At 67.4% G+C, this 23,710-nt stretch carries 16 protein-coding genes, 1 pseudogene and 1 other annotated feature; of the genes and pseudogenes, 10 read left to right on the forward strand and 7 right to left on the reverse strand.

Annotated elements, in window-relative coordinates; translation table 11 throughout:
• Positions 1-25 precede the first annotated feature (25 nt).
• Positions 26-1,444: a sensor histidine kinase gene (locus tag E3C22_RS16880; protein ID WP_134763227.1), complete on the forward strand. Its 1,419-nt coding sequence runs from the start codon at positions 26-28 to the stop codon at positions 1,442-1,444.
• Positions 1,437-4,406, forward strand: a complete 2,970-nt coding sequence (locus E3C22_RS16885) for a bifunctional [glutamine synthetase] adenylyltransferase/[glutamine synthetase]-adenylyl-L-tyrosine phosphorylase (protein WP_134763228.1) — start codon at positions 1,437-1,439, stop codon at positions 4,404-4,406. Before E3C22_RS16880 ends, E3C22_RS16885 begins: the two co-directional genes overlap by 8 nt.
• Positions 4,407-4,457: 51 nt before the next feature.
• Here the strand turns inward: E3C22_RS16885 and E3C22_RS16890 are convergent, their stop codons facing one another.
• Positions 4,458-6,719, reverse strand: coding sequence for a sensor histidine kinase (locus E3C22_RS16890; protein ID WP_245515047.1), 2,262 nt, complete (start codon positions 6,717-6,719; stop codon positions 4,458-4,460).
• A gap of 278 nt (positions 6,720-6,997) precedes the next feature.
• Positions 6,998-9,652, reverse strand: coding sequence for an aminopeptidase N (gene pepN, locus E3C22_RS16895; protein ID WP_134763230.1), 2,655 nt, complete (start codon positions 9,650-9,652; stop codon positions 6,998-7,000).
• Between the two features lie 284 nt (positions 9,653-9,936).
• On the opposite strand from pepN, the gene E3C22_RS16900 reads away from it, so the two are divergent.
• The 7 genes from E3C22_RS16900 to E3C22_RS16930 all read left to right on the forward strand — a co-directional run bounded on the left by E3C22_RS16900 (position 9,937) and on the right by E3C22_RS16930 (position 18,245).
• Positions 9,937-12,243, forward strand: coding sequence for a xanthine dehydrogenase family protein molybdopterin-binding subunit (locus E3C22_RS16900; RefSeq protein ID WP_134763231.1), 2,307 nt, complete (start codon positions 9,937-9,939; stop codon positions 12,241-12,243).
• Positions 12,244-12,457: 214 nt separating this feature from the next.
• The gene (locus tag E3C22_RS16905) at positions 12,458-13,408 is read left to right on the forward strand and encodes a DMT family transporter (RefSeq protein WP_245515048.1); all 951 of its coding nucleotides are present in this window, start codon (positions 12,458-12,460) and stop codon (positions 13,406-13,408) included.
• Between the two features lie 160 nt (positions 13,409-13,568).
• Positions 13,569-15,143, forward strand: a complete 1,575-nt coding sequence (locus tag E3C22_RS16910; RefSeq protein WP_134763232.1) for an alkaline phosphatase — start codon at positions 13,569-13,571, stop codon at positions 15,141-15,143.
• Positions 15,144-15,261: 118 nt separating this feature from the next.
• On the forward strand, positions 15,262-15,687 hold the full coding sequence (locus E3C22_RS16915; RefSeq protein ID WP_134763233.1) for a hypothetical protein: 426 nt from the start codon (positions 15,262-15,264) through the stop codon (positions 15,685-15,687).
• A gap of 1 nt (position 15,688) precedes the next feature.
• Positions 15,689-16,357: an ABC transporter ATP-binding protein gene (locus tag E3C22_RS16920; RefSeq protein ID WP_245515049.1), complete on the forward strand. Its 669-nt coding sequence runs from the start codon at positions 15,689-15,691 to the stop codon at positions 16,355-16,357.
• A 32-nt stretch (positions 16,358-16,389) separates the two neighbouring features.
• A complete protein-coding gene (locus E3C22_RS16925; RefSeq protein WP_134763235.1) occupies positions 16,390-17,715 on the forward strand; it encodes an ABC transporter permease in 1,326 nt (441 codons plus the stop codon).
• 14 nt (positions 17,716-17,729) lie between these two features.
• Entirely contained in the window at positions 17,730-18,245 is a 516-nt protein-coding gene (locus tag E3C22_RS16930) for a copper chaperone PCu(A)C (protein WP_134763236.1), read from the forward strand.
• A 57-nt stretch (positions 18,246-18,302) separates the two neighbouring features.
• Here E3C22_RS16930 and E3C22_RS16935 read toward each other — a convergent pair whose 3' ends face one another.
• From E3C22_RS16935 to E3C22_RS16955, 5 genes and pseudogenes are all read right to left on the reverse strand, one after another.
• Positions 18,303-18,833, reverse strand: a complete 531-nt coding sequence (locus E3C22_RS16935) for a TlpA family protein disulfide reductase (protein ID WP_134763237.1) — start codon at positions 18,831-18,833, stop codon at positions 18,303-18,305.
• A gap of 51 nt (positions 18,834-18,884) precedes the next feature.
• The gene (locus E3C22_RS16940; RefSeq protein WP_134763238.1) at positions 18,885-19,739 is read right to left on the reverse strand and encodes a universal stress protein; all 855 of its coding nucleotides are present in this window, start codon (positions 19,737-19,739) and stop codon (positions 18,885-18,887) included.
• 115 nt (positions 19,740-19,854) lie between these two features.
• A pseudogene (locus E3C22_RS16945) lies at positions 19,855-21,339 on the reverse strand (SulP family inorganic anion transporter).
• A 61-nt stretch (positions 21,340-21,400) separates the two neighbouring features.
• Positions 21,401-21,453 (reverse strand) — a sequence feature (sul1 is cis-regulatory element that is thought to sense ions involved in sulfur or methionine metabolism; They are found in Alphaproteobacteria).
• 233 nt (positions 21,454-21,686) lie between these two features.
• Positions 21,687-21,896: a tautomerase family protein gene (locus E3C22_RS16950; protein ID WP_134763239.1), complete on the reverse strand. Its 210-nt coding sequence runs from the start codon at positions 21,894-21,896 to the stop codon at positions 21,687-21,689.
• Positions 21,897-21,950: 54 nt separating this feature from the next.
• Positions 21,951-22,691 (reverse strand): SDR family oxidoreductase, encoded by a 741-nt coding sequence (locus tag E3C22_RS16955; RefSeq protein ID WP_134763240.1) that lies wholly within the window; start codon positions 22,689-22,691, stop codon positions 21,951-21,953.
• 104 nt (positions 22,692-22,795) lie between these two features.
• On the opposite strand from E3C22_RS16955, the gene E3C22_RS16960 reads away from it, so the two are divergent.
• Entirely contained in the window at positions 22,796-23,689 is an 894-nt protein-coding gene (locus tag E3C22_RS16960; RefSeq protein ID WP_134763241.1) for a LysR family transcriptional regulator, read from the forward strand.
• Positions 23,690-23,710: the final 21 nt, after the last annotated feature.

Consider the following 23,710-nt stretch of genomic DNA (forward strand, 5'->3'; position numbering starts at 1 on the left):
GCGCCGCAAACCGTATCTCCGCCCCATGGGACGTTTCCGCTCACTGATGCGCATGACCGCCGTCCGGCTCTCGGCGGTCTATTTCCTGCTGTTCGCCATCTGCGCGGTGGTGCTGGTCGTCTATGTCACCGCCACCGCCTCGACCATCGTCGAGGACCAGAGCCGCCAGGCGATCTCGGAAGAACTCGCCGATCTCGCCCAGGTCTACCAGCAGAACGGCATCATCGGGTTGGTGCGCACCATCGACCGGCGCTCCCGCCAGCCCGGCGCCTCGCTCTATCTCGTCACCGACGCCACCGGCCGGATCATCGCCGGCAATGTCGAGAGCCTGCAGGCAGGCGTTCTCGACGATGCCGGCCCGACGCCGGACGCCTTTTCCTACGAGCGCTATGCCGACGACCACGGCCAGCGCTACCATCTCGCCATCGCCGAGGTCGTCAGCCTGCCCAACGGCATGCGCATCCTGGTCGGGCGCGACCAGAGCGAACAGGTGCGCTTTCGCGGCGTCGTCCAGAGCGCGCTGATCCTCGCTCTGGCGCTGATGGGCGTTGCGGCGCTGATCACCTGGTTCTTCATCGGCCGCAGCGCGCTGAAGCGGCTCGACGGCGTCACCGCGGCGAGCGCCCGCATCCTCTCCGGCGACCTCTCCGAACGGCTGCCGGTCACCGGCGCCGGCGACGAGTTCGACCGGCTGTCGGCCAATCTCAACACGCTGCTCGCCCGCATCTCGCTCCTGCAGGAGGGGCTGCAGCAGGTCTCCGACAACATCGCCCACGACCTGCGCACGCCGCTGACGAGGCTGAGAACCCGCGCCGAGGGCGCGCTGTCCGCCCCGCCTGACGTCGGCGAGGCGCGCGAGGTGATGGAACAGATGATCGCCGAATGCGACCAGATGATCCGCACCTTCGACGCGCTCCTGATGATCTCTCGGGTGGAGGCAGGCTCCGACCAGGTGATCAAGTCGGAGATCGACCTCGCCGCCATCGCCGCCGACGTCGTCGACCTCTACGAGCCGCTCGCCGAGGACGCCAATGGCGAACTCGTGCTCGAGGCGCCGGAACGGCTGACCGTCTTCGCCAGCCGCGAACTGATCGCCCAGGCGCTCTCGAATCTCATCGACAATGCGCTGAAATATGCGACCGGCGAGGAGCGGAAGGTGACGATCCGCGTTCGTCTTTCGGAAGAGGCGGGCTGGTGGCGGCTGTCCGTCAGCGACGATGGCCCCGGCATCCCGGCCGAAAAGCGCGACCGCGTGCTCGAGCGCTTCTATCGGCTCGACCAGAGCCGGTCGCTTCCCGGCTCCGGGCTCGGCCTGTCGCTGGTGCAGGCGATCGCGCGGGTGCATGGTGGCCGTCTGGTGCTTGAGGATGCCGGTCCCGGCTTGACCGTCCGCCTGGAAGTGCCACGGGAGGAACGACCGGCAGGCGAGCGAGGCGATGGCTGATGGGAAAGACGCGGCAGATGGCGGGCTGCTGATCGGCGGCGACTGGCGGCCATTGCCGCTCGACGAGGCGGCGGCGACGGAGCGCCGGGCCGATCTCGAAATCCTCGCGAAGGAACGCGAGCTGCTGCGGCTCGCCGCGCTTCTCGCTGGCGACCATCCCGACGCTGCCCGGCTCTCGGCCGTGCTCGACCTGTCGCCGCACCTCCAGTCGATCGTCTTCAAGAACCCGGAATGGCTGGAAGAGCTGACCCTTCGGTCAGCCGCGGATCTCGCCGCCGCGACCATCGCCGACGTCGCCGGGCTGCCGGGGCCGGAAGACGACGAGAAGTCGCTGATGGCGACGCTCCGCATCGCGCGGCGCCGGGTCGCGCTGTTTCTCGCCCTCGCCGACATTTTCGGCGCCCGGACTCCGACCGAGACGACGGGCGCGCTGTCGGATTTCGCCGAGGCCGCCGTCGCCGCGGCGCTGCGCTTCTGCCTGCGCGACCTTCATTCCCGCGGCAAGATCGCCCTGCCGCAACCGGATGAGCCTGAAAAGGAGTCCGGCGTCTTCGTCCTCGGCATGGGCAAGCTGGGCGGACAAGAGCTCAACTATTCCAGCGACATCGACATCATCGTCATCTACGACGAGACCCGGCCGCTGACCAAAGACCCGCTGGATACGCCGGAAACCCTGTCGCGGCTCGTCCGCCGGCTGACCCGCATCCTCGCCGAGCGGACCGGCGAGGGTTATGTCGCCCGCACCGATCTGAGGCTGCGGCCGGACCCCAGCGCCATGCCGCTGGCGATCTCCACCGCCATGGCGCTGACCTACTACGAGAGTTCCGGGCGGGACTGGGAGCGGGCGGCGATGATCAAGGCGCGGCCGATCGCCGGCGACCGCCGGGCGGGCGAGAGCTTCCTGAAGGAACTCACCCCCTTCGTCTGGCGGAAATATCTCGACTTCTCGGCCGTCGCCGCGATTCAAGACATGAAGCAGCGGATCGACCGCCACCGCGGCTTCGACGCGATCGCGATCGCCGGCCACAACGTCAAGCTCGGCCGTGGCGGCATCCGCGAGATCGAGTTCTTCGCCCAGGCCCAGCAGCTGATTGCCGGCGGCCGCGCTCCGCAGCTGCGCCAGCGCCGCACCGAGGACGCGCTGCGCGAGCTTGCCGCGGGCGGCTGGATCGACCCTGCGACGGAGAGCGAGCTCACCGCCGACTACTGGCTGCTGCGCCGCATCGAACATGCGGTCCAGATGGTCGCCGACGAGCAGACCCACACGCTGCCCGAGGATGCCGCAAAGCTGCGCAGTGTGGCGCGGCTCGCCGGCTTTGCCGACGAGGCGGCGCTCGGCGATGTGCTGCTGCCCTGCCTCAAGCGGGTCGACCGGCATTACGGCCGGCTGTTCAGCGAGGCGAGGGGACCCTCCGGCGAGCAGCCGGAAGAGGCGGCGCTGAAGCGCGTCTCGCTTTCTCCCGACGATGCCGAAGCGATCGAGGCGATCGCGGCGCTCGGCTATGCGCGGGCGCCGGATGTCGCCCGCATCGTCCATGGCTGGACCCTCGGGCGCTATCGTTCGACCCGCAACGCCGCGGCGCGGGGACGGCTCGCCGGTGCCCTGCCGACGCTTTTGGCCGCCTTCGGCAAGGCGCATGATCCCGACGCAGCGCTCGTCGCCTTCGACCGCTTCCTCGCCGGCCTGCCGTCGGGCATCCAGTTCTTTTCGCTGATCGCCTCGAACCCCAAGGTGCTCGAGCTTCTCGCCGACATCATCACCGCCGCCCCGGCGCTGCGAGAGACGATCGCCGCAAGGCCGCATGTCTTCGACGCGCTTCTCGACCCGGCCTTTCTCGGCGAGCTGCCAAACAGGGAGCTACTGCGCGAGCATCTCTCGGTCTTCATGGGACTGTCCCGCGACTACGAGGACGCCCTCGGCCGGCTGCGGATCTTCGCCTCGGAACAGCGCTTTCTCGTCGGTGCCCGGATGCTCGGCGGCATCGTCGATGCGGCGGATGCGGGTGTCGCCTTTTCCAACATCGCCGACGTCGTCCTCGAAGCAACGCTCGCCGCCGTCGAGGCGGAGTTCGCGCTGACCCACGGCCGGGTCCCCGGCAGCCGCATGGCGCTGATCGGCATGGGAAGGCTCGGCAGCCGGGAACTCACCGCCGGCTCCGACATCGACCTAATCCTGTTCTACGATCACCACGAGGCGGCCGAAGCCTCGAACGGCGCCCGGCCGCTCGCAGCGAGCGCCTGGTTCGCGCGGCTGACCCAGCGGCTGATCGCGGCGATGACCGCGCCGATGCGCGAGGGCATCCTCTACGACGTCGATTTTCGCCTCCGACCCTCCGGCAACAAGGGGCCGCTCGCCACCCATCTCGACGCCTTCCGCCGCTATCAGGCGAAGGAGGCCTGGACCTGGGAGCGCATGGCGCTGACGCGGTCCCGACCGGTGGCGGGCGATCCCGGTCTGATGGAAGAGGTCGGCGAGACGATCAGGGCGATCGTCGCGGAGCCCCGCGACGAGGCGGAGGTGAGCGCGGACGTCGCGGCGATGCGACAGCGCATCGAGGCGGCCAAGCCGGCCGGCGGGCCGCTTGATCTGAAGCTGCGGCCCGGCGGCCTGATCGATCTCGAATTCCTGGCGCAGTGGGCGCTGTTGAGCGGGCGTGCCGATCTCGACCTCTGCGGTGCGCCGACCGCGACGGTGCTGGAAGCCGCCGATTTCGGCGAGGCGGCGGAGGGCGGCTCGCTCGCCGCGGCAATGAACCACTTCACCGAGGTCATCCAGCTGCTCCGCCTCGGGCCGGGTGAGGTTCGCCAGAGCGCCGACCTGCCGTCGGGCCTTGCCCGGGCCATCGCCGAAACGCTCGGCGTCGAAGATGGGGCGGCGCTGGAAGAGCTTCTCGAAACCGAGGCGAGCAAGGTCCGGGCGGCGTTCGAGCGCGTGCTCGGGACAGCGCCGGCGACGTCTTGATCCTTATGGCGAGGGGCTGGAGGGCAGGGCGGGGGCCGACGCCCCGGCCCTTCAGGCAGCGGCGCGTGAGGGACGTGCCGAGGTGCGGCGCGTGACCCGCTTGGGCGGCTGGGCCCGGACCCGCTGGGCCGTCTCCGCCGCGATCGGGGCGCTGACCGGCAGCCGCAGGCAGACCAGCGTTCCGCGGCCGACCCGCGAGCCGATGCGCAGGCGCCCGCCGTGGAGATGGACGAGGGCCCGCGCAATGGGAATGCCGAGACCGGTTCCGTGGCCGTTCGAGCGGACCTGGGCATCGCCGGCCTGGGCGAAGGGCAGCCCGAGCGAGGCGAGCGCGGATTTCGGAATGCCGGGGCCGTCGTCGAGGATCGACAGCGACGCCGCGTCGCCGACCTGGCGCAGCCGCAGCCGCACTTCGCCGCCCTGCGGGGTGAACTTCACGGCATTGGACAAGAGGTTGAGCACGACCTGCGAGGCGGCCCGCCGATCGGACATCACCGCCAGCATGTCCGGCGCCTCGATGGCGAGGCTGATGCCCTTTTCGCGCGCCAGCGGCTCGATCATCGCGGCGCTGTCACGGACGATCTGGCTGAACTCGACCTCTTCGGAGGAGAGCTCCAGACGGCCGGATTCGATCATCGCCATCTGCAGCACGTCCTCGATCATCGTCAGGAGGTGGCTGCCGCTCGTGTGGATGTCGTCGACATATTCGCCGTATCGCTCGCCGATATCGCCGAAGGTGCGCTGGCGGATGATGTCGGAGAAGCCGAGAATGGCGTTCAGCGGCGTGCGCAGCTCATGCGACATGTTGGCGAGGAAGGCGGTCTTCGCCCGCGAGGCCATCTCGGCGCGTTCCTTCTCCGCGACATAGCGAAGGTTCAACTCGCTCAGCTGGTCGGCCTTGCGCTCGGCATCGGCCGTCGCCGCCTCGAGCTTGGCGATGGTGGCGAGCAGCTTCTGGCGGGAATCCTTGGTCAGGGTCTTGTGATGCTTGATCTGGGTGATGTCGGTGCCGACCCAGACGGTGCCGCCGTCGGCGGTGCGGCGCTCGGAGATCAGCAGCCAGCGGCCGTCCGGCATCTGCGCCTCGACGGCGCTCTCGCCCTCGGCCAGCGTCTCGCTTTCGAGGGTGATCGAGCGGATCGGCAGGCGAGCCTTGCGCAGCAGCCGGTCGAGCGGCGTGCCAGCGAGGACGTCCGCTTCCTTGAGCCCGAAGGTCTTGCGATAGACCGAGTTGCAGATCACCACCCGCTTCTCGCGGTCGCAAAGCAGGAAGGTCTCCGAAATGTGTTCGATGGTGTTCTTCAGCCGGTGATTGGCCTCGTCGGTCTGGCGCAGCAGCTCCTTCTGCTCGCTGACGTCGGCGGCGATGCCGATGAGGTGGATGTCGCCGTCGGCGCCCGTCGAGATGTTGGCGCGGCCGCGGATCCAGACATAGTCGCCGTCGGCCCGGCGCATGCGGAAGACCTGGTCGAGATGCTCGATGCGGCCCTCGGCGACGCTGCGGGCGATGTGGAACAGGCCGCCGTCGTCGGGATGCATCAGCGGCGCGACCTCAGCGAAGGAGACGACGCCGTCCTTCGGTTCCATGCCGAGGATCTCGTACATGGAGCGCGACCAGTACATCTGGCCGCGGGCGATGTCCCAGTCCCACAGGCCGCAGCGGCCGCGCGACAAGGCGATCTCGACGCGCTCATGGGTCTCGGCGCAAAGCCCGCTGAAGTCCTCGGCGCGGCGAGACTGGCGGAAATAGGCCTTCAGGACGAGAAGCAGGATGGCGCCGGTCAGGGCGAAGAGCGAGACGCTGACGGCGGTCTTTTCCCGCCATTTGGCGAGGAAGTCGGTCTCCGGCCAGAACAGGCTGATCTTGCCGCCGTCGCGCGGCAGGTCGGCGGTCGCGGCGATGGCGCTGCCGCCCAGGAAGCCGATGTCGAGGATCCTGTCCGTCGCGTCCGCGGCGAGCAGCTCGCGCGGGTCCGAGACGAGACTGTAGACGCTGGTGCCGATCCGGCTGTCGTCGCGCGGGATCGCCGAAAGGATGGTGCCGTCGCGATCGGTGACGAAGAGCAGCGCATCGGCCGGAAGGACGTTTCCGGCAACGAGGCTCTCGAGGAAGGTCTCGTGGTCGAAATCCGCGCCGCTCGCCTCGAGCAGCTTCAGGCTGGTGGTGAGGAGGGCGGTGACGGTCGCAAGGTTCTTGTGGGCGTTGTCGACGTAGAACGTCCGGTCGCCGATCGTCATCGTCAGCCGCGCCGCGGCAAGCGTCAGCAGAAAGAGCAGGACGAGCGCCGGAACCACACGGCGCGAGAACAGCATCGCGGGGGCGCGCCATTCGTCTCTGTCGGTACCGTCATCCTGCTGCCAGGGGGCGGGCTCGGCTCCGCTTCGCCATGCCCGTCGCAATGCACCTGGCCATACAAACGCACCTTCCCCGTTCGGTGCGCTGGACGCGTCCGCTCGCATCAAAAAACCCTCGTTGCCGCATCAACGACCCGGTATCCGCTTTACCGAATCGCAATGAATTGAACAGACACGAATCGGCTTGTCCATAGCTGGCGGACTCGAACGGATAAATTTTTCAATAAATCGGACGATTATTTTAGCGAACGATCCACAATATCTTGCAGGTCTTTCGAAAGCCCTTTGATTTCAGAGAGTTGCCGCAATGTTTCGGCGAGTTTGGTGCGCCGGGATGCTTCAAAGCTCCGCCAGGCCCGGAAGGTGGTGGCGATTCGCGCGGCGATCTGCGGGTTGATCCGGTCGAGCTCGGCGAGCTTGTCGGCGACGAAGTGGTAGCCGGCTCCGTCGGCGCGATGGAAGCCGACCTGGTTGCCCGCCGCAAAGGTGCCGACGAGGGCGCGCACGCGGTTCGGGTTGCGCATGGTGAAGCGGGGATGTTCGGCGAGCCGCGCGACGGTTTCGACGGCGCCGTGATAGGGCGCCGCCGCCTGCAGCGCGAACCACTTGTCGAGGACGAGGTCGTCCGCCTCGAACCGCCGATAGAAATCGCCGAGCGCCGCCTCGGTGCCCTCGGCACCGGGAAAGCGGTGAACGAGGATCGCCAGGGCGCCGAGCCTGTCGGTCATGTTGCCCGCCGTCTCGTATTGGGCAAGCGCGTCCGACGGCTCACCCCGAGCCGCGGAGAGATAGCCGAGAGCGGCATTGGCAAGCGCCCGCCGCCCGGCACTCGCCGCATCGGGCGAGAAGGCCGCGTCGGGGGCGAGGCTGCCGCGCAGCCGCTCGAAGATCGCAAGACCCTTCGTGCCGATGGCGAGGCGCGCCGCCTCGACCACCTCATGCACCCTGTCCGGATCGACATTCTCGGCGATCTGACGGGCGATGTCGGCTTCGCCGGGCATCGCCAGGGCCTGGGCGCGGAATGCCGGGTCGAGGCTGTCGTCGCCGGCCGAGGCCAGCAGCGCCTCGATGACCGGCGCGCCGAGCGGCGGCGTCGCGTCGCCGAGCGGCCGCCGTCCCGCCTCGGTGAGGCCGTTGGCGAGAAGGTCGTCGAGCGCCCGCCAGCGGTTGAAGAGGTTCGGGTCGAGCCGGGCGAGGGCGATCCGCGCCGCTTCGCTCTGCTCGTGGGCGAGCGTCACCGGGGCGGAGAAATCGCGCAGCACCGACAGATAGGGGCGGTCGGCAAGGCCGGTGAAGGTCACCGTCGCTTCGGTTCCGTTAAGGACGATGAGGTCGTCCTTCAGCTCGGCTCCGCCGGTGACATGGCCCTCGGCATCGCTGTCCTCGCCATTGCCGCCGACGAGACCGAAGCGCAGGGGCAGCACCATCGGCTCGGTGCCGGTCCCGGCAGCGCCTTTCGAAAGGCTCTGGCGGAGCGTCACGGCGTGCCGCCGCTGGTCGGCATCCCACTGCTCGGTGACGGTCAGCGTCGGCGTTCCGGCCTGCGAATACCAGAGCGCGAACTGCGACAGATCGGTGCCGGTGGCATCCTCGAAACAGGCGACGAAGGCCTCGATCGTCGCCGCCTCGCCGTCGTGGCGGTCGAAATAGAGATCCATGCCGGCCCGAAAGCCCGCCTCGCCAAGGAGCGTTGCGATCATCCGGACGAGCTCGGCGCCCTTGTCGTAGACCGTCGCGGTGTAGAAGTTGTTGATCTCGCGGTATTCCGACGGCCGCACGGGATGCTGCAGTGGCCCCTGGTCCTCGGGAAACTGATGCGCCTTCAGCCGCCGCACCGAGCCGATCCGCTGCACCGTCCGCTCACGCTCGTCGGCCGAGAACTCCTGGTCGCGATAGACCGTCAGGCCTTCCTTCAGGCAGAGCTGGAACCAGTCGCGGCAGGTGATGCGGTTGCCGGTCCAGTTGTGGAAATACTCGTGCGCGATCACCGTCTCGACACCGGCATAGTCGGTGTCGGTGGCGATGTCCGGGTCGAGCAGGACGTATTTGTGATTGAAGACGTTGAGGCCCTTGTTCTCCATCGCGCCCATGTTGAAATCGGCGATGGCGACGACGTTGAAGACGTCGAGGTCGTATTCGCGGCCGAAGCGCCGCTCGTCCCAGGCCATCGAGCGCTTCAGCGCATCCATGGCATAGGCCGCCTGAGCGGCGCGGCCCTTCTCCGTGTAGATGCCGAGCGTCACCGTCCGCCCGCTCATGGTGACGAACTCGTCCGGCAGGAGGTCGAGATCGCCGGCGACGACGGCGAAGAGATAGGACGGCTTGTTGAAGGGATCGTCCCAGACGGCGTAGTGCCGGCCGCCTTCGAGATCGCCGCTGTCGACCGGGTTGCCGTTGGAGAGGAGCACCGGCGCGGCCGCCTTGTCCGCCTCGATGCGCACGAGGTAGGGGGCGAGAACGTCCGGCCGGTCGAGGAAATAGGTGATGCGGCGAAAGCCTTCGGCCTCGCATTGGGTGCACCAGATGCCGTTCGACCGGTAGAGCCCCATCAGCTTGGAGTTCTGCTCCGGCACGATGCGGGTCTCGATCGCGAGCTCGAACGGTCCGACCTCGGGCAGTCCGGTCACCTTCAGCGACTCGGGCGTCGCCTCGTAGCGCGAGGGCTCCAGCGTCAGGCCATCGACCGCGATGCTTTCGAGAACCAGCTCGTCGCCATCGAGATTGAGCGGTGCATCGGCGAGGACGCCTTGGCGGCGCTCCAGTGTCAGCCGGGTGGAGACGTCGGCGTAGCCCTCGAACAGCATCAGCGTCATCTTAACGCCGCGAAGGATGAAGTCCGTCGGCTGGTAGTCGGCGAGCTTCACGGTCTGGCCGTCTTCGGTGCGCTGCATGGTCAAGTCCCTTTCGTGCCGCTCGCCCTGTCCTGCCTTCCGCAATGGGCCCCGGCGCCAAGAAGCGCAAGCCCGTAGCGCGCTTCGAAGCGCCGGGATGCATGTGTCGGATGGCCGCCAGGGCGCATCTTCGGCGACGAGCGCACTCGACGCGACTCGCCTGTCGCAATAAGTGTTGCTCTCTGCATTGATCGAAGCGCGTTCGCCTGCTTCGATCGGCGATCTCGCCGCGCCGATCCTTGGCTGCGGAGCATCGCTGGGTTCGTCGCCGGGGAGTTGCGCGCATGACCGTCATGACACCGAAATTTGGCCTTGGCGCGTCGGTGCTGCGCCTCGAGGACGATCGCCTGATCCGCGGCGCGGGCCAGTATACCGACGACGAGACCCGGCCGAACATGCTGCATGCGGCGGTCGTCCGCTCGCCCCATGCCAGCGCCCGCTTCACCCTTGCCGATATCGAGGCGGCGAAGGCCGCCCCCGGCGTGCGCCTGGTGCTGACCCATGCCGACGTCGCCGAACTCGGCGATATCCCCTGCCTTGCCAATCCCGGCATGGCCGACGGCAAGCCCTTCGCCGCCCGCAACGCGCCGGTGCTCTGCGCCGACACCGTCCGGCATGTCGGCGATGCCGTCGCCTTCGTCGTTGCCGACACGGCGGTTCAGGCGAAGGACGCCGCCGAACTCGTCGAGGTGGACTACGAGCCTCTCGACGCAGTCGCCGATCTGAACGCCGTCATGGGCGAGGGCGCGCCGCTGGTCTGGCCGGACGCCGGCAGCAATCTCGCCGGCAAGATGCAGGTGGGCGACAGGGCCGCGACGGACGCGGCGTTCGAGAATGCTGCCCGGACGGTGACGATCGACCTCGTCCAGAACCGCCTCGTCTGCAATTACATGGAAGTGCGCTCGGCCGTCGGCGAGTTCTCCGAGGAAGAGGATCGCTACCTCCTCACCTCCGGCAGCCAGGGCGTCCACGGGATGCGCGATACGCTGGCGAATGCGGTTTTCAAGGTCGACCCGTCGAAGATCCGTGTCGTCACCCACGACGTCGGCGGCGGCTTCGGCACCAAGGCATTTCTCTATCGTGAATACGCACTGGTATTGTTCGCCGCGAAGCGCCTTGGCCGGCCGGTGAAGTGGACGTCCGACCGCGGCGAGCATTTTGTCACCGATACCCATGGCCGCGACAATCTCGTCACCGGCGAGATGGCGATCGACGACAATGGCCGCTTCACCGGCCTCAGGATCGCCATTGCCGCCAATCTCGGCGCCTATTCCTCGCAATACGGGCCGATGATCCCCTGGTTCGGCATGTCGATGGCGACCGGCCTCTACGACATTCCGGCGATCGACGTCTCCTGCGACCTCTATTTCACCAACACCGTGCCGGTCGATGCGTATCGCGGGGCGGGGCGGCCGGAGGCGGCCTATCTCATCGAGCGGCTGGTCGATCAGTGCGCCGTGGAACTCGGTGTCGGCCGCGACGAGATCCGGCGCCAGAACTTCATCAAGCCCGAACAGCTGCCCTACAGGACGGCGTTCGGCCGGCTCTACGACACCGGCGACTTCGCCGGCCATATGGCCGAGGCGATGCGCCGCGCCGACTGGGCGGGCTTCGAGGCACGGCGCGCCGCGGCCAAGAGCAAGGGCAGGCTGCTCGGCATCGGCATGGCGACCTATGTCGAGGCCTGCGCCTTTCCGGGCTCCGAGCCCGCTTACACCGAATTGACCTCGGACGGCCGGGTGACGGTGAAGATCGGCACCCAGTCGAACGGCCAGGGCCATGCGACGGCCTACGCCCAGTTCGTCGCCGAGGCGCTGAAGCTCGACTACGACCGCATCGAGGTGCGCCAGGGCGACACCGACGAGACGCCGACCGGCGGCGGCACCGGCGGATCGCGGTCGATTCCCCTCGGCGCCGTCTCGGTCCGGCGGGCGAGCCAGGCGCTCGCCGAAAAGCTGAAGAAGCTCGCCTCCAACGAACTCGAGGCTGCCGCCGCCGACATCGAGATCGAGGGCGGCTTTGCCCGCGTCGCCGGTACCGACCGGGCCATCGACTTCGCGGCGCTCGCCGCCGCGGCGAAGAGCGCCGACGACCTCAAGGCGAGCGGCGAGTTCACGCAGGACGAGTGCACCTATCCGAACGGCACCCACATCTGCGAGGTCTCGGTCGATGGCGAGACGGGGGCGGTCGAGGTGACGCGCTATACGATCGTCGACGATTTCGGCGTGACGGTGAACCCGGCGCTGCTCGCCGGCCAGATCCATGGTGGCGTCGTGCAGGGGCTCGGCCAGGCGCTGCTCGAGGACGCGGTCTATGCGCCGGACGGCCAGCTCGTCTCGGCAAGCTTCATGGACTATGCGATGCCCCGGGCCTGGGACCTGCCGATGTTCGACTTCAAGACCCGCAACGTCCCTTCGACCACCAACGCCCTCGGGATCAAGGGTGCCGGCGAAGCGGGGACGATCGGTGCGGCGCCCTCGGTGATGAACGCCGTTGCCGACGCGCTGCGGCCGGCCGGCGTTGCCCGGATCGACATGCCGGCGACGCCCTCGCGGGTTTGGAAGGCCCTGCATGCGGCGGGAGCCGCCTGAGCCGGGCCGAAGGTCCGGCAAACACGATGGAGCGCGGCGCTGCCCCGACTTTCGGCGGCGCGCTTCGACGATGGCAACGAATTCTTAGAAGATTGCGTGCAGCTAGCTTCTATCGCCCGGCATTGATGACCCTTCACGCGCCCGCCGGGCGGCGTCCTTCCGACTGATGAGAGGTGTCTGCGGGCGGTGAATCGCCGCGGACAGAGACGATACCATGGCGATGTCGCCACCGGACGACCCGAACCCCAGCCTGGGGATCGGCCTGAAGTGCATGTCGGTGGTGGTCTTCGTCGCCATGCAGACGCTCATCAAGTCGGTCGGTGAGGCGATCCCGGCCGGCGAGGTGGTGTTCTTCCGTTCGTTCTTCGCCCTCATTCCGGTGATCCTCTATCTCGCCTGGCTCGGCGATCTGAAGCACTCGCTGGCGACCGACGATCTGACCGGCCATGTGGTCCGGGGCATCGTCGGCGTCGGCTCGATGATCCTCTCCTTCTTCTCGCTGGCGCGGCTGCCCTATCCGGAGTGGATCTCGATCTCCTACGGCGCGCCGCTTCTGACCGTCGTCTTCGCGGCGGTCTTCCTGAAGGAAACTGTGCGGGCCTATCGCTGGACGGCGGTGGCGATCGGCCTTCTCGGCGTGTCGGTGGTGACGGCGCCGAATCTGACGCTGTTCTCCGAAGGCGGCCTCGGCGGGGCGGAAGCGATCGGCGCGCTCGGCGCCCTAGGCTCGGCGTGTTTTGCTGCCGTGGCGATGATCCAGATCCGCCGGCTGGTACAGAAGGAAAAGACCGCGACCATCGTCGTCTATTTTTCGCTCACCTCGTCGCTGATCGCACTGTTCACGCTGCCCTTCGGCTGGGTGCTGCCATCCTTCGAGAACGCCGCCTGCCTCGTCGTTGCGGGACTCTTCGGCGGCGTCGGCCAGCTGCTTCTGACGGCGAGCTACCGCTATGCCGACACCTCCACGATCGCGCCCTTCGAATACACCTCGCTGATCCTCGCCATCGCCATCGGCGTCTTCCTGTTCGGCGATACGCTGCAATGGATGACCGTGCTCGGCGGGACGATCGTCGTCTCGGCCGGCATCTTCATCATCTGGCGCGAGCATCGCCTCGGCATCGAGCGCCGGCGGGCAAGGCGGGTCGCGCCTCCCGGTGGCAGCTGAGGCGAGGCGGGCGAGGGGGCGCGGCGCACGTCCTCCGGGGTGCCGGCGGCATTCGCCGGCGCCTCCGATGGCCAATCATTACAATTCTGTCATGTGAGATCGCTACGAGAGCGGGTGGAAGGGGTGTTGGTCACCCCCCGCCCGACAGGAGAGGTCCCCCATGCTCAAGACACTGCTTCTTGCGAGCGTCGCCGCGCTCGTTTCCACCGCCGCGATCGCGCAGGAATCGCTGCCGCAGGAATCCAGCCAGTGGTTCACCGACGCCCAGGCGAAGATCAAGGAAGTGATGGCGCGCCAGCCCAACACCAAGCGCGCCAAGAACGTCATCCTGCTGATCGCCGACGGCAACGGCGTCACCACCAACTACGCCACGCGCCTCTGGATGGGCCAGCAAGAAGGCGGCATGGGTGACGATTTCGTCCAGCCGCAGGAAGCCTTCCCCTATCTCGCCCTCGCCAAAACCTACAACATCAACGCCCAGACGCCGGACTCCGCGCCGACCGCCGGCTCGATGAACACCGGCGTCAAGCAGCTGTTCAACACCATCAACGTCTCCGACAAGGCCGTCTTCGAGGATTGCGCCTCCGTCAAGGGCAACGAGCTCGAGACCTTCGCCGAGATGGTTTCGAAGGACGGCAAGTCGGTCGGCGTCCTCACCACCGCGCGCCTGACCCATGCCACGCCGGCCGCCGTCTACGCCAAGACCGCCGCCCGCGACTGGGAAGATGCCGTTCCCGAGGGCTGCACCGCCCAGAAGGACATCGCCGCCCAGCTCGTCGACCAGATGAAGGCCGGCGTCATCGACCTCGCCATGGGCGGCGGCCGCCGCCATTTCATCGACAAGTCGATCACGCTGTCCGAGGAAGAGAACACCAAGGGCAAGCGCACCGACGGCAAGAACCTCATCGACGAGGCCAAGGCCGCCGGCGCCGAATATGCCTGGAACACCGAGACCTTCAAGAACCTCAAGCTCGACGGCAAAACCCCCGTCCTCGGCCTTTTCGAGGACAGCCACATGAAGTACGAGGCCGACCGCACCGATGAAGACGAGCCCTCGCTCGCCGACATGACCAAGGCGGCGATCGAGTATCTCTCCAAGAACGACAAGGGCTATTATCTCGAGATCGAGGGCGGCCGCGTCGACCACGCCAACCATGACGGCAACGCCTATCGCGCCGTCACCGACGGCGCCGCCTTCTCGGCCGCCGTCGCCATGGCCGACGAGATGACCGACGACGAGGACACCCTCATCATCGTCACCGCCGACCACGAGCACTCGATCGCCCTCAACGGCTATTGCGGCCGCGGCTCGCCGATCCTCGGCCTGTGCTACGAGGTCAACACCGCCACCGGCGAAGGCAACATGAAGCATGCCGACACGCCGAATCTCGGTGCAGACAACAAACCCTACACCGTCATCGGCTACCTCAACGGCGCCGGTTCGGTGCTGAAGGAACAGTCCGACAAGAGCTATTCCGGTTCGCGTCCCGACCTCACCGACGAAGAGGCGCAGGACAAGGAATATCTCCAGCAGGCGCTGGTCCCGATGAGCTCCGAGACCCATTCGGGCGTCGACGTCGCGATCTACGCCAAAGGCCCGTGGTCGCATCTCTTCGACGGCACCGTCGAGCAGAACTACATCTTCCACGTGATGAACCAGGCGGTTCACGGCGATGGCATGGATGCGGCCGAAAATGGCGGCGCCATGGAAGCAACGCCCGCTTCGGCCAACTGATCGAGGCGCATGGCGAGAAGGTCAGGCGCCAGCGTCTGGCCTTTCCGTCGTGATCGCCGCGAAAGATCCGACCGGCGGCCGATCGCGGCCGCTGGTCGCAGCCATCAGGAGACGCTCGATGCAGCGACGCCAGTTTCTCGCGGCCGCCGGGGCCGCGCTACTCCTTCCCGCCGGTGCGAGAGCCGAAGATGGCCCGGTGCGCATGCGCGATCTCTACAACAAGGATCTCTCCTTCTCCGATTACGCCAAGGCGATGGAAGGCCGGAGGATCGCCGTCCAGGGCTTCATGGCGCCGCCGCTGAAAGCCGAATCGACCTTCTTCGTCCTCACCAAGCGGCCGATGGCCGTCTGCCCGTTCTGCGAGAGCGAGGCGGAGTGGCCGGACGACATCCTCGCCGTCTATGCCAGCCGGGTGATCGACACGGTGCCGTTCAACGTCAAGATCGTCACCAGCGGCACGCTCGAACTCGGCACATACGAGGATCCCGACCTCGGCTTCGTCAGCCGGGTGCGCCTGTCCAATGCCGTCTACGAGCGCAGCTGAGGTGAGCCTCGATCTGGTGGTCCGCGACCTGGTGGTGAAGGCGCGCGAGGGGCGCGAGCTTCTCTCCGTTGAACGTCTCGACATTCCCGCCGGCTCGCGGATCGGTATCCGGGGCCCGTCCGGCGCCGGCAAGTCGACGCTGCTCTTTGCGATTGCCGGGCTGCTGCGCCCGTCCTCAGGCACCGTCGCCTGGGGCGATCAGAGGATCTCGGAGATGAGCCCCGGCGATCGCGCCCGCTTCCGGCGCGAGAATGTCGGTCTGGTGTTCCAGGATTTCCTCCTGTTCGAGGAGCTGTCTGCCCTCGGCAATGCGGCGATCGCCGCGCGCTATGCCAGCCGCTCCTCCCGCCGCGCCATCATCGCCGCGGCCGGCGCGGGCCTTGAAAGACTGGGGCTGAAAAAGCTCGGCGGCCGGCGGGTCGAGAGCTTTTCAGGCGGCGAACGCCAGCGCGTCGCCATGGCCCGGGCGCTGGCCAATGATCCCGGCATCATCCTTGCCGACGAGCCGACGGCGAGCCTCGACCGGACCTCCGCCGACCGGCTGATCGAGGATCTTTCGGCGCTGTCCGGCGGCTCCGGCCGCACCCTGATCGCCGTCAGCCATGACGCGGCGCTGCACGCGCGCATGGACCGTGTGATCGATGTCGTCGACGGGCGCCCGCTCGTCTGAGTTCCGTCCGCCTTTGGAAGAGGCCTGTCTGCGTGGTTCCCGAGTTCTGGAACGAATTCTGGTATGGGCTGCCGGTGACGGTGCAGGATGCGATCTGGTTCGCCCTGCTGCTCCTGCCGGCGACGCTCGTCGGGATCGTCGTCGTCTGGTCCTACCGGCCGTTCTCGCTCGTTTCGGCGATGATCTGGCGCTATCGCTGGACCAATGCGCTCTTCGTCGTCTTGATCGCCATCTCGGTCGGCCTCGGTGTCGGGCTGATCGCGCAGGAGCGCGGCATCCGCAAGGGCACCGCCCGGGCGGCGGAAAAATTCGACCTCGTCGTCACCGCGCCCGGCTCGGAAGTGCAGATGATGCTCGCCACCGTCTATCTGCAGCCGGTGGACGTTCCGCTCCTCGACGGCCGGACCTATGACGCCATCGCGGCGAACGAGAACGTCGCGCTGGCCGCGCCGATCGCCTATGGCGATTCCTTCGGCGATTCCTCGGTGATCGGAACGACGGCGGCCTTCGTCACGCATCTCGCCGGCGACCTTGCCGACGGGCGGATGTTTGCCGGGCTCGACGAGGCTGTCGTCGGCGCGCGCGCCGGGCTCGACCTCGGCGCCTCCTTCACTCCCGCTCACGGGGTCGGCGACGCGGCGGAAGAGGACGTCCACGAGAGCGTCTCGCTGACGGTCGTCGGCCGGATGGCCGCGACCGGCAGCCCCTGGGACCGGGCGATCCTCGTTCCGGTCGAGAGCGTCTGGAAGGTCCATGGCCTGCCGCTCGGCCACGCGCCCGGGCGCGAGGGGCAGATCGGTCCGCCTTTCGACCCGGCCTACTTCCCCGGCACGCCGGCGATCCTCGTGCGGGCCGACCAGCTCTGGGCGAACTATGCGCTGCGCTCCGAGTTCACCACCGAGCGGACCATGGCGTTCTTTCCCGGCGCCGTCCTTTCGCAGCTCCACGGCCTCCTCGGCGACGTCCGGCAGGTGATGTCGGTGATGGCGGTGGTCACGCAGGTGCTGGTCACTGCCGGCGTCCTGGCCGGCCTCGCGGTGCTCATCCGCCTCTATGCGCGGCGGCTTGCCCTCCTGCGCGCCCTCGGCGCGCCGGACCGCTTCGTCTTCTCGGTCGTCTGGACCTACGCCGCGACGCTGATCGGAACCGGCGCCGTCGCCGGCATCGCCGTCGGTCTTGCCGCCGTCGGCGTGATCTCCGGCATCGTCACCGCCCGCACCGACATCCTCGTCGAAGCGACGCTCGGCTGGCCGGAATTCGACCTCGTCGCCGGCTTCGTCAGCATCACCGTCCTCATGGCGCTGCTTCCCGCCTTCGTCGCCCTGTCCCGCGACGTCATCACCGATCTTCGTTCCTGAGTCGGAAGAAACCGATGCCGAAACTCGTCACCGTTCTTGCAGCCGTCCTGGTCGGTTTTGCCGGCGTCGCGATCGCCCACGACGTGGCGGGAGAACACGGCCGCGAAGAAGAGGACGCGCATCATCACCTTGCCGAGGCGAACGGGGTGAGGGCGCTGCATGCCTGGACCCGGGCGACGGACGAGAAGACCGCGCTGGTCTTCGTGACGATCGAGAATGCGTCGGGTGCCGAGATCCGCCTCGAAGGCGCCGAGAGCGGCGTCGCTGCACGGGCCGAACTCGTCGGCTTCCGGCTGAAGGACGGCGAGCCGGACTTCGCCCGGCTGCCCTTCGTGCCGGTGAAGCCCGGCCATGTGCTCATCCTGCAGCCGCGGGGCCTGGCGATCCGGCTGAGCGATCTCGACCATCCGCTCGCCAAGGGCGAGGAGATCGAGCTGGAGTTTCACTTCGACAGCGGCCACCTGCCGATGCACGTCCAGGTCGAGGCCACCGACGCGGCGCAGCACAGCCACGCCGGGCACCAGCATTAGCCGTTCCGATCGTCATGCGCCGGCTCGATTTCCCGCTGCACGATCATCTAGTCTAACCTATCTGCGCTCTAGAAACTTAGTCATCTCCGCCCTGACCTCCGCATCGTCCCAGTCGATCGGGCCCGCAAGGCGCCGGGCGACGCTGCCGTCGGGTTGCAGAACAAGGGTCGCGGGATAGCCGAAGATCCGGAACGCCGTGCCCGCATTGCCGCTCGCGACCTGCCAGGCGCGGAGGTGCGTCGCGCCGATCTCTTTCAGGAACCCCGCGACGCCGTCGTGAGGGCGGGTGTCGACCGAGATCACGAGCAGCCTGTCGCCATCCCCTTTCGTTGCGAGTTCGGCGGCGAAGGCGTCGAGTTTCGGCAGTTCGTCGCGGCAGGGAACGCACCAGGTGGCCCAGAAATGCAGGATCACCGGCTTGTCAGAGACAAGGTCGGCGAGGGGGCGGGGCGCGCTCCCGCCATCCCGGACCAGAACAGCGGCGAGATCGACGGTCTCGGCGACCGCGAGTGCGGGAGGCGCAAGAATGGCGAGCAGCAGTGCCAGGCTGGCTGCTTTCCCCAGGCGATATCCCATTCGGCCCGTCATGGCGCCGTCTCCTCCGGCGAATTGCCACCGCAGGCTCGCACGCCGCGATGACTAGCGGATGATCAGCGCCGGCACCGTGCAGCGGCGGATGATCTCGGTCGTCGTCGAGCCGACGATGAAGGAGCGGATGCGCGAGTGGCCATAGGCGCCCATGACGACGAGATCGATGCCGTCACGCTCGACCTTCCTGGCGATCTTCTCCTCGGCGTCGCCCTCCTCGGTATAGACCGAGACCTTGTAGCCGGCGTTGCGCAGCCGCTTTTCCGCCTCGTGCAGCCGGCCGCCCGCATCGCCGCTCGGCTCGCCGACCATGAAGAGCTGGCAGGGAACGTCCTTCAGAAGCGGGCTGACGAACAGCCGCTCGACGATCTGCCCGGCACTCTTGCCGCCATCGAAGGCGACCAGGAACTTCTCGATCGGCTTGAAGGCGCGCGAGGCGACGAGGAGCGGGCGCTTCGCCGAGCGGGCGACGCGCTCGAGATTGGAGCCGAGATGGCCCTTGGCAAAATCCGCCGCCTCGCCGCGCTTGCCGACGACGACCAGGCGCGCCTCGTCCGAGAGCTCGGCCAGCGTATCGGCGATGTCACCGTGGCGCAGCTTCTCGCCGACCTCGCCGACGCCCTCGGCCTTCAGCCGCTCGACCGCCTCGGAGATCAGCACCCGGCCGCGCTTCATGGCGATCTTCGCCCGCTTCTCGTCGAGATCGGCAAGCTCGGTCATCAGCGCGCTGCGCTCGTCGAGATCGAGATTGCCCGACATGTCCATGGCGCCGCCACCGGCCTCGCGCCGGCCGATCGCATGGACCACCTCGACGGGCAGCGACAGGCGCTTCGCTGCCCATGCCGCATGGGCGGTGACGCTGGTGCCGTAGGCCGAGCCGTCGACGCAGGCCAGGATCTTTTCCATCACTTCCTCCCCTTGGAGCGACCGTCGCTGCGGTCGGTCTTGGTCGCTTCGGCCGTGCCGGCTCGTCTTTTGCTGCAAAGATTAGCAGACGGGCAGGCAGGCTGTCCCGCCCGGCTCAATGGGCGGCGAGCGGATCCAGCGCGCCCGGCTTGTCGTGGACCGCGATACTGTCGACGAGGGTCGCGCTCGCCTCGTTCATGCCGCGGATTTCGACCTCGGCGCCCTCGCGGCGGAACTTCAGCACAACCCGGTCCAGCGCACCGACGCCAGACAGGTCCCAGATATGCGCGGCTGAGACGTCGATGACGACCCTGTCGAGCGCTTCCTTGAAGTCGAAGGCTTTGGCGAAACGTTCGGTCGAGGCGAAGAAGACCTGACCCTCCACGCGATAGGTGCGGGTGCGCCCATCCTCGGACAGCACCGAGGTGACGCGAAAGATCTGCGCCACCTTCCAGGCGAAGAACACGCCTGACAGCATCACACCGATGATGACGCCGATGGCGAGGTTGTGTGTCCAGACGACGGCTACGACGGTCGCCAGCATCACCACCGAGGAGCGGCGCGGATGGTCCTTCAGATTGCGGATCGACGACCAGGAAAAGGTGCCGATCGACACCATGATCATGACGGAGACCAGCGCCGCCATCGGGATGATCGCCACCCAGTCGCCGAGAACGACGATCAGGAACAGCAGGAAGATGCCGGCGCAGAAGGTCGACAGCCGGCCGCGGCCGCCAGACTTCACGTTGATGACCGACTGGCCGATCATCGCGCAGCCGGCCATGCCGCCGAAGAAGCCGGTGACAAAATTGGAGATGCCCTAGCCGACGCATTCGCGGTTCTTGTTCGAGCCGGTGTCGGTGAGGTCGTCGACGATCTGCGAGGTCATCAGCGACTCGAGCAGGCCGACGACGGCAATGCCCGCCGAATAGGGCAGGATGATCAGCAGCGTCTCGAGATTGAGCGGCACGTCCGGCAGGAGGAAGACGGGGATCGAATCCGGCAGTTCGCCCATGTCGCCGACGACCCTCAGATCCATGTCGAAGAGGAGCGAGATCGCCGTGAGGACGACGATGGTGACGAGCGGCGAGGGTATCGCGGTGGTGATCCGAGGGAACAGATAGATGATGGCAAGGCCGGCAGCGACCATCACATAGGTCATCGGCGGCACGTCGATCAGCTCCGGCAGCTGCGCCATGAAGATCAGGATGGCGAGGGCATTCACGAAGCCGGTCATTACCGAGCGCGAGACGAACTGCATGGCGTTGCCGAGCTTCAGGGCGCCGGCGATCATCTGCAGGATACCCGCAAGTATGGTGGCCGCGAACAGATATTGCAGGCCGTGGTCGCGCACTAGCGTGACCATCAGCACCGCGGTCGCCGCCGTTGCCGCGGAAATCATACCTGGGCGCCCGCCAGTGAAGGAGATCAGGACGGCGATCGAGAAGGAGGCATAGAGGCCGACCTTCGGATCGACGCCCGCGATGATCGAAAAGGCAATGGCTTCGGGAATGAGGGCGAGGGCGACGACGAGGCCGGCCAGCATGTCGGCACGCACGTTCCCGAACCACTCGCGGCGGAGCGTTTCAACAAAAGTCATCGATGTCTTCAGCTTGCGCGGAGAAACGGAGCCCCGATGGGGCCGGATAAGTTGTTCTCGAGGTTGGCCGAGGGATGGGCGCCCGGCATAGCCACCCAATCGAATGGGTCCTTTTGTGGCTTTTTCTTGCCATCTCGCAGATGCGAGATCAACCCCGGAGCGGCCGGCGACGGCCGCATGATGGTTTGGTGGGGCTCAAATGCGAAAAGGGGCGGACCGACGGCCCACCCCTTCTGCTTTCTTTGATTTCGGCCCGGCAATCGCAATCGCCGTGCCGGTTTTAACGAGAACTGTCTCGTTTGTCCTTCGCCCGCGCTCGTCGGGTGGGGCAGTGTCGGGCGCGCCTGCTATCCCGCACGCCAGGCCTCTGGCACCTCGTAGACCTCGTCGGCGCGGCCGTAGCCGCCGTCCTTGACCTCCTCGATCAGCACCATGGTGTAAGGCCGTACGGCCTCGCCGAAATACTCGGCGAACATCGCCGTCGTACGATGCACGATCTCTTCCTTCTGGGTCTTCGACAGTGCGCCCTCGGGCGTCTTGAAATTGGCGAAAGGCATGAGGGTTCTCCCCGTTTCGATGGTTTGTCTGGTCGGTGCCTCAGTGGGCCGGCCTCAGGCGACGCCGCCATTGGCGCGGATCGTCTGGCCATTGACCCAGCCGCCGTCGGGGCCGGCGAGGAAGGCGACGACGCCGGCGATGTCATCCGGCTGGCCAAGCCGCTTCAAAGGGTTCATCGCCGCCATTGCCGCCACCTGCTCGTCGCTCTTGCCGCCGAGAAACAGCTCGGTCGCGACCGGCCCCGGCCCGACGGCGTTGACGCGGATGCCGCGCGGCCCGAGCTCCTTGGCGAGGATGCGCGTCAGGGTCTCGATGGCCGCCTTGGTCGCCGCGTAGACACCGTATGTCGGCAGGTTCATCGCGACGACGCTGGTCGAGAAGCTGATGATGCGGCCATCGTCGCGCAGCCGGTTCGCCGCCTCGCGCATGCCCCGGAAGACGCCGCCGAGATTGACCGCGACCTGCTTGTCGAAGCTGTCGTCGTCGACACCGGCAAGCGGCGAAAGCGCCATGATGCCGGCATTGTTGACGAGAACGTCGACACCGCCGAAGCGCTCTTCTGCCGCATCGAACAGTTTGTGCATGCCGTCACGCGCACCGATGTCGGCCTGGACGGCGATGGCCTCGCCGCCGGCCGATCCGATCTCGCGGGCGATCTCGTCGGCCGCGCCGCTGCTCTGCGCATAGTTGACCACCACCGCGAAGCCGTCGGCGGCAAGGCGCCGAACGAGCGCCGCGCCGATGCCGCGCGAACCGCCGGTAACGATCGCGACCTTTTGGGGTGCTGCGGACATGATCCGTCTCCTTGTCTCTGCCCTTTGATGGGCGAGGAGATATACCGTCGATCGTCCGCTATAATCGCCGCTAAACCGCAATGACAATTCGGATATAGCGAACAATGGACCAGATCGACGGCATGCGCCTCTTCGTCCGGGTTGCCGAGACCCGCAGCTTCACCGTGGCCGCTGCCGACCTCGACCTCTCACGCTCCACCGCCACCGATCAGATCAAGAAGCTGGAAGCGCGGCTCGGCGCGCAGCTTCTCACCCGCACCACCCGCCATGTCTCGCTCACCCATGACGGTGAGGCCTACTACCGCCGCTGCCTGCAGATCCTCGACGAGGTCGACGACGCCGATCAGATGTTCGCGGCCGGCGGACCGAAGGGATTGCTGAGGATCGACGTCCATCCACGCATCGCGATGACCTTCATCCTGCCGCAGCTTCAGGGGTTCCTGGCCGCACATCCCGGCATCGAACTGTTCATCGGCGAGGGCGACAGGATGGTCGATCTCGTCCGCGAGGGGGTCGACTGCGTCCTGCGGGCCGGCGAACTGCCAGAGAGCAGCATGATCGCCCGCCGCCTCGCCTTCATCCGCGAGGTGACCGTCGCAAGCCCCGACTATCTCGCGAAGAAGAGCACGCCGGCTTCGATCGACGATCTTGCCGGCCACGAGATGGTCGGTTTCGTCTCATCGCGGACCGGGAGCACTCTGCCGCTGGAATTCACGGTGGAGGGGACGGTCCGCGAAGTCAGCCTGCCGGGGCGAATCAAGGTGACGGGCTCGGAAGTCATGGCGGATCTGGCGCGTCGCGGCTTCGGGCTGGTGCAGGCGCCGCGCTACCGCTTCGCCGAGGACCTCGAACGGGGCACGCTCGTCGAGGTTCTGCCCCGCTGCCCTCCGCCGCCGACACCGCTCTCGGTGCTCTATCCGCAGAACCGCCAGCTTTCCCGCCGGGTGCGGCTGTTCATCGACTTCGTCGCGACGCTGTTTCCGGGCGGCGAGATCTGACCCCGCGCCGCCAGACGCCGG

It is taken from the genome of Jiella endophytica, assembly GCF_004519335.1.
GTDB lineage: Bacteria > Pseudomonadota > Alphaproteobacteria > Rhizobiales > Rhizobiaceae > Jiella > Jiella endophytica.